The sequence below is a fragment of the Bradyrhizobium genomosp. I (2014) genome (genome assembly GCF_000261685.1).
GTDB lineage: Bacteria > Pseudomonadota > Alphaproteobacteria > Rhizobiales > Xanthobacteraceae > Bradyrhizobium.
In genome coordinates this window covers 1-6,439 of sequence record NZ_AJQE01000444.1, presented here as the reverse complement: position 1 = coordinate 6,439, position 6,439 = coordinate 1, and the positions used below count along the sequence as shown (strand labels likewise).

Genomic DNA, 6,439 nt, shown 5'->3' with positions numbered 1-6,439 from the left:
GTTCCAAGAAAAGTGGGTACTAGCGAGCGAGGAAAACGGGAGACGGGTCGCAAAGGCGGCTGTTTTGGATATTATCTTCATCATGCTTCGTGCAGGAGCCCCTCTCATCGGCTGCCGCTCCTATGCGGGCACGCAAGTATCTGGCACGGGGCAAACCACGGCGCACTTTGGCGCGTCAGAATGCCCCTCACATTGGGTACACTGGGACGGATTGATCACATAGATGTCGTTCTTCAGGCTAATCGCGGCATTGGGACACTCGAACTCGCACGCACCGCAGACCGTGCATTGGGATGCGATTATCTTGTAGGCCATCAGTGCTATTCCATAAGCAAAAGGTGCGGAACAGTTTCTTGCTATCAAGTCTTGTGCCAGACATCTTGAGCTTGATTCATCTGAAGAAATTTCGATAACGCAGGTCGCCGACCCGATACGGTGTCGCAAATCCTACAACGAACATGACAATCTGATCTCGATCCTGTGGTTTGCGCATGATCGGTGTCACGGCCGTCAGCGATCAGGTAAACCACCTTCTCCAGCATTAGGGAACGATCCGAGATCCTTAAGGCCGCCTGCCGCGGCTATGATCGATGTGTCGCGACATCATGGAGCTGTCCGGGCAAGTATCAGGTCGCCCGCGGCGCATCTTGTCGGCTTCACTCAATGGGACCGGAAGGTACATCGTCTCCCTATCCTGGCGGCGGTTGAGGCAGGCGTTCGTCCGGTGATCCTCTGCTTCGTTCCGCACTCCTAATCAATACTGGCGGAGGTCAGTTGATTAATAGCCGAAAAAAAGAGCCACCCCGAAGGGTGGCCTTAGTCAGGGAGGAAACGCCCATGAGGGCCTCTGGGATCAGGCCGCAGCCTGTTCGATCGGGGAGAAGGGCAGCCCGAGGCTCTCGGCCACCGCCTTGTATGTTAGCCGGCCCCGATGGACGTTGAGGCCTGCGCGCAGATGTGGATTCTCGAGTACGGCGGAAAAACCCTTGTTGGCCAGAGCCAAACCAAACGGCAGGGTCGCGTTATTCAGTGCCTGGCTCGAGGTTAGCGGCACGGCACCCGGCATATTGGCCACACAATAATGAATGATGCCATCTACTTCGTATGTTGGATCAGCGTGAGTGGTTGGGCGCGATGTCTCAAAGCAGCCGCCCTGATCGATAGCGACGTCCACGAGTACGGCTCTCTTGCGCATTGAGCTCAGCATGCTCCGGCGGACCAGCTTCGGAGCGCTTGCCCCTGGGACGAGCACCGCACCAATCACCACGTCCGCCGCAAATACCTCTTCCTCCACGGATTCGATGGTCGAAAACCTAGTGCGAACCCGTCCTTCGAATAGCTCGTCCAGCTCACGGAGCCGGATGATCGAACGATCGATGATGGTCACCTCTGCGCCCAGACCAGCCGCCATGCGCGCGGCGTGCGTACCGACGACCCCACCTCCAATCACCACGATTCGGGCAGGCTGAACCCCGGGCACCCCACCGATCAGCAGCCCTCGCCCCCCTGTACTCCGCTTTAGAGCGCTACCCGCCGCTTCGATCGAAAGCCTGCCCGCGACCTCGCTCATCGGCGCCAGCAGTGGAAGACCACCATGAGCATCAGTTACGGTCTCATAGGCGATTGCAATGCATCCAGATTTCAAGAGGCCGGCAGCCTGTTCCGGGTCCGGGGCCAAGTGCAAATAGGTGAACAGGATTTGATCCTCACGCAGCTGGGACCATTCGGCCGGCTGAGGCTCCTTGACCTTTACGATCATCTCGCTCGATGCGAATACCTCAGCTGCCGAAGTTAAGATCGTTGCGCCGGCATTGCGATAATCGCCATCGGTTGCACCAATGCCAGCGCCGGCATTGGTCTCGATCATCACGCGGTGGCCCGCTGCCACGTATTCACGGGCAGCTCCTGGGGTAAGGCCCACGCGATATTCGTGCGCCTTGATTTCCTTTGGAACTCCGACCTTCATTTGAATACTCCCTGCCTGACGCGCCTTCTTATCGGAAGCGCGCAGCGATATCGCGACGCAGCCGGGCAAAATGGCGCAGGAATTCAGCGATATTTGCGAGGCTTCGCAGGATTTCAAACCCAGGGGTGCTGGGTAGATCGTGTGATCCTGTTCGCTGAACTTAGCCGTCGAAAACTGCGCGATGCCGGTGAATCGTTCCGAATTGCAGTCGCGGCCCGCAGAAAAGCCAACAACCGAAATCCAGCCTCGCCGAACTCCTCAAGCAGCAAAGACAGCAATTTGCCAATTAGGTAGGATTGCCTATCAAGCGAAACGCTTGTTGAGCTGAGGGCTAATGGCGTTGTCAGTAAATGGCGGCCAAGAAATGGACGTTGCGCAGCCTGTTCAACAGATCCGAGGCAATTGTTCCCCCCACAGCCAGTCGACGATTCGCCGGCCGCCGAAATCGGTCGTCATCTGCACAAATTTGTGATCGTCAGCCACCGCCTCACCGATATCGGCCGCATTGGACCCGAGGGGGTGCGCCTTCATGGCTGCGAGAACGGCATCGGCAGAATCCGGCGCCACGATCGCGACGAGCTTGCCTTCGTTGGCAACATGGATCGGTTCGAGTCCAAGCAGTTCGCAGGTAGCCGCAACCGCAGGCTTCACCGGAATCATCGATTCCTGCAGATGGAAGCCGAGCTCTGATTGAAGCGCGATCTCATTGAGAGCCGCAGCGAGCCCGCCGCGCGTAGGGTCGCGCATTACCCGGATGCCGCCACCGCCAGCGGCAACCATGGCCGCAGCGAGACTATGCAACGCTGCTGAGTCGGAGACGATTTCGGTTTGAAATGCAACGTTCTGACGCTTTGACATGATCGCCACCCCATGATCACCGAGGCTACCGGACAGCAGCACACGGTCCCCGACCTTTGCCTTGTCAGCGGAAAGATCGAGCCCATCGGCCACCAGCCCGATCCCGGTCATAGAGATGAACAGACCGTCCGCCTTGCCACGCTCGACCACCTTGGTATCCCCGGCAATGATATAGACGCCGGCGGCACATGCCGCCGCGCCCATCGACTCCGCGATCGTCTTGAGATCCGAAAACCGGAAACCCTCCTCGATGATAAAGCTGGCCGACAAATAGAGAGGACGCGCACCGGACATCGCGATGTCATTAATCGTGCCGTGCACAGCCAATGACCCGATGTTGCCGCCAGGAAAGAACAGTGGCGAAATCACATAGCCATCAGTCGTCATCACCATCCTGCCTGCGGTAACATCGAACGCCGACTGATCATTGGAGCCGGCGAGCCATTCATTACCGAAGGCCTGATGAAAGAGGCCGGAGATTAGCTGTGCCATGGCACGGCCTCCGGCCCCGTGGGAAAGTTCAACGCGTCCGTTCTCCACATCGAGCTTGCGTTGATAGGCTTTCACGCTCATGACGTCTGCCTCGCCTGCTCATCGCGAACTCGGCGATAGGTCCAATACGCCGCACAAGCTCCTTCTGATGACACCATGCAGGCTCCTATGGGCGTTTCCGGCGTGCAGATATTGCCAAACAACTTGCAATCGATCGGCCGTTTGGCGCCACGCAGGATCGCGCAGCATTCGCAGGCCGGATTGTCTGCGACACGCAGGTCATGGATCGCAAAGCGCGTCTCGGCGTCGAATTTTGCATATGATTGCTTCAGCTTCAGTCCGCTGTTGGGTACCAGTCCAAGCCCGCGCCATTCAAACTGCTCACGCAGCTCGAAGACCTGCGAGACCTCCTCCTTGGCGCGCCGGTTGCCTTCGCGTGTCACTGCACGGCTGTATTGGTTTTCCACCTCGTGGCGGTTTTGGTTCACTTGCCGCACCAGCATCAGGACAGCCTGCAGCACGTCGAGGGGTTCAAATCCGGCGACCACGATCGGCTTCTCGAATTGTTCCGCCATGGGCTCGTAAGGCTGCGTACCGACAATGGTGCTGACATGTGCAGGCCCGATGAAGCCGTCAATGGGGACCCCGCCCGTGTTGCGGATCTTCGGGTTCTCGAGAATGCGGTGCATCGCAGAGGGCGTAAGAACGTGATTGCAGAACACGCTAAGGCCCTCGAGCCGCTTGTGCTCGGCAATCCTGATCATGACCGCCGTCGGGGGCGTCGTGGTCTCAAATCCGATGGCAAAGAAGACCACTTCGCGGCCCGGCGTCTGTTCGGCGAGCCGGATAGCGTCGAGGGTCGAGTAGACCATCCGAATGTGGGCACCCAGCGCTTTGGCAAGCAACAGGGACTGCCCTTGCGACCCAGGCGCGCGCATCAGGTCGCCGTAGACGCACAGAATGACCTCTGGCCGCTCGGCGAGCCGGATCGCCATGTCGATACGGCTCGCCGGCAGAACGCAGACGGGACAACCGGGCCCGTGGATCATCCGAACGTTCGCGGGCAGCAGATCCTCAAGACCGTAGCGGGAGATTGCATGAGTGTGTCCACCGCAAAATTCCACGAACCGGTAGGCTCGTTGTGAACTGACCTCAGCGTCAATTGCTCGCGCAAGTCCCTGCGCGATAGTCTTGTCGCGAAATTCGCTGGAATATTTCACGATCGGCATTCCTTCGCAGCGCCTAGCTCCTGCAGGAGCTCTAGCGTGCGCTTGGCTTCCGCCGGATCGATCTTAGCGAGCGCATAGCCGACATGGACCAGGACGAAATCGCCGACGTCGAGCTCGTCGAGGAGGGCAATCGATATCTCCAGGTTGACGCCATCGATGAACACGAGGGCCATTTCGTTGGGAAGAATTTTCGCGATCTTTGCCGGAACCGAAAGACACATATCAGGCAGCTCCTGCCCGGCGGGCGGCTGTTGAGCAATCTTTAGAGCCGCAATCCAGGCCTGGCCGAGGCTCAAACCGCCGTCATTGGGCGGCAGCCGTCGCGGTACCAGGGGGGTAAGACCGGCATCGCTGCACCCCCGCGGGATTTTGTCCGCCAGCACCGCGTTCAGGAAGCAGCCGCCGCTCAGAACCACGGTATTGATGCCGGTTGTCCGCGCAGAGCGTGTGACCCAGTCAACGCAGGCAGCGGCTAACGTGCCATGAAACAGCCCGGCTCCTCCGGCAGCGTCAATGTCATCAGCAATCAAACGTGAAAATAGCGGACCAAGGGACAGCACGCCGCCCTCGATCGTCCAGCCGGCTTCCAGAATCGTAGTACCCCGCACCAGCGCTTCGAGCTTCAACGCTGCTTCGCCGTCATAGCTCTGCAGATTCGCAATACCTAGCAGCGCCGCTGCCGCGTCGAACAACCGTCCCGCACTGGTCGTGGTGGTCCCGCCCGGCTGATCGAGCAAGTCCGACAGACAGCCGGCTTGCCGCTGCGCGGCAAAGCGCTGCCCGATTTCGTTACCCCGGCCGAGCCCGTGTAATACTGCGCTGGCCATGCGCCACGGCTCGCGGGCTGCACGATCTCCACCCGGTATCTGCAGGGGCGCTAAGTGCCCGATGCGCTGGGACGACGTCTCTTCGCACAACAATAATTCGCCACCCCAGTTACCGCCGTCGGAGCCAAAGCCATGGCCATCGAGCACCAGGGCAAGCGCAGGTCCCGCATGGCCGTGCTCAGCGATTACTGCGGCAGCGTGTGCATGGTGATGCTGAACCGCGACTAGCGCGCGAGCATTTGCTTCCGCAAACCGGGTAGAAGCCATATCGGGATGCAAATCATGGGCGACGGCGACAGGCTCCACGCCGAGGCTCGATGTGAGGTGCCGGATCGTCTTCTCGAACGCACGGATGCTTTCGGCCGTATTTAGATCGCCAATATGCTGAGAGACGAACGCTTGGTCGTCCCGCGTGATGGTGACGGTCGACTTCAGTATCCCGCCGACGGCGAGCACGGGCGGGACAGACCTTGCAAGCCGAATTGGCTCGGGAACATAGCCGCGAGCACGACGGATGAATTGGTCCCGGCCAGCGGCCACCGAAACCACGGAATCATCAGCGCACGCCAAGATATCGCGATCATGGGTCACGACCAGGTCGGCGACCCCCTTGAGCTGTCTCAACGCCTCCACGTTATCGATCAGCAGGGGTTCGCCGTAGAGATTTGCACTGGTGACAACGATGACCGGGCCAGCCTCTCCACGCTGCGGCAACGCGGCAATAAACTCAGACGTACGGTGCCCCTCGACCTCGATGAGAACGCCCTCGGGACCATTGATGACAAATCCCGCCAATCCGTACCGCATGGCTAGTCCATAGACGTAGGGACGAAAGCCAACCCCTTGCACTGCTCCACTCACGCGCACGCGCAGTCGCTTTCGATCGCAGGTGGCTGCGGCGCTCATCGCCTTGCGTCCTCTAAGGCGCGCCTCTGACGGCGCGCCTGCCTGTTGATCCAGGCGTAGAGCGCGCCAAAGCCCTCGCCAGTACGAGCCGAAACGACAAGCACGTCAATCTTTGGGTTGACCCGTCTGGCATACTCAGAGCTGGCCCCGGTTGTTTGGAC

Annotated in this window: 5 protein-coding genes and 1 pseudogene; all 6 read right to left on the bottom strand. The window is 59.6% G+C overall.

Translation table 11 applies throughout. The features are described from left to right. Positions 1-120 precede the first annotated feature (120 nt). Positions 121-315 carry a 4Fe-4S binding protein gene (locus tag IC50_RS37605; protein ID WP_011084548.1) on the bottom strand — a complete coding sequence of 65 codons (195 nt, stop codon included), beginning with the start codon at positions 313-315 and terminating at the stop codon, positions 121-123. A 538-nt stretch (positions 316-853) separates the two neighbouring features. Beyond that, on the bottom strand, positions 854-1,966 hold the full coding sequence (ald, locus tag IC50_RS37600; RefSeq protein ID WP_011084547.1) for an alanine dehydrogenase: 1,113 nt from the start codon (positions 1,964-1,966) through the stop codon (positions 854-856). 384 nt (positions 1,967-2,350) lie between these two features. Further along, positions 2,351-3,397, bottom strand: a complete 1,047-nt coding sequence (gene hypE / locus IC50_RS37595; protein ID WP_011084546.1) for a hydrogenase expression/formation protein HypE — start codon at positions 3,395-3,397, stop codon at positions 2,351-2,353. Then, a complete protein-coding gene (gene hypD, locus IC50_RS37590; RefSeq protein WP_028154318.1) occupies positions 3,394-4,536 on the bottom strand; it encodes a hydrogenase formation protein HypD in 1,143 nt (380 codons plus the stop codon). Before hypD ends, hypE begins: the two co-directional genes overlap by 4 nt. Further along, positions 4,533-4,718 (bottom strand): HypC/HybG/HupF family hydrogenase formation chaperone, encoded by a 186-nt coding sequence (locus IC50_RS44130; RefSeq protein ID WP_038937407.1) that lies wholly within the window; start codon positions 4,716-4,718, stop codon positions 4,533-4,535. The genes hypD and IC50_RS44130 overlap by 4 nt, the downstream gene beginning before the upstream one ends. Before the next feature lie 66 nt (positions 4,719-4,784). Then, positions 4,785-6,299: pseudogene (locus IC50_RS37585) on the bottom strand (Kae1-like domain-containing protein); the annotation flags it as partial. Positions 6,300-6,439: the final 140 nt, after the last annotated feature.

What these genes read in the sequence shown, in the direction of transcription:
- IC50_RS37605 (WP_011084548.1), bottom strand. Translation starts at nt 315, where the DNA reads ATGGCCTACAAGATAATCGCATCCCAATGCACGGTCTGCGGTGCGTGC.
- ald (WP_011084547.1), bottom strand. Translation starts at nt 1,966, where the DNA reads ATGAAGGTCGGAGTTCCAAAGGAAATCAAGGCGCACGAATATCGCGTG.
- hypE (WP_011084546.1), bottom strand. Translation starts at nt 3,397, where the DNA reads ATGAGCGTGAAAGCCTATCAACGCAAGCTCGATGTGGAGAACGGACGC.
- IC50_RS44130 (WP_038937407.1), bottom strand. Translation starts at nt 4,718, where the DNA reads ATGGCCCTCGTGTTCATCGATGGCGTCAACCTGGAGATATCGATTGCC.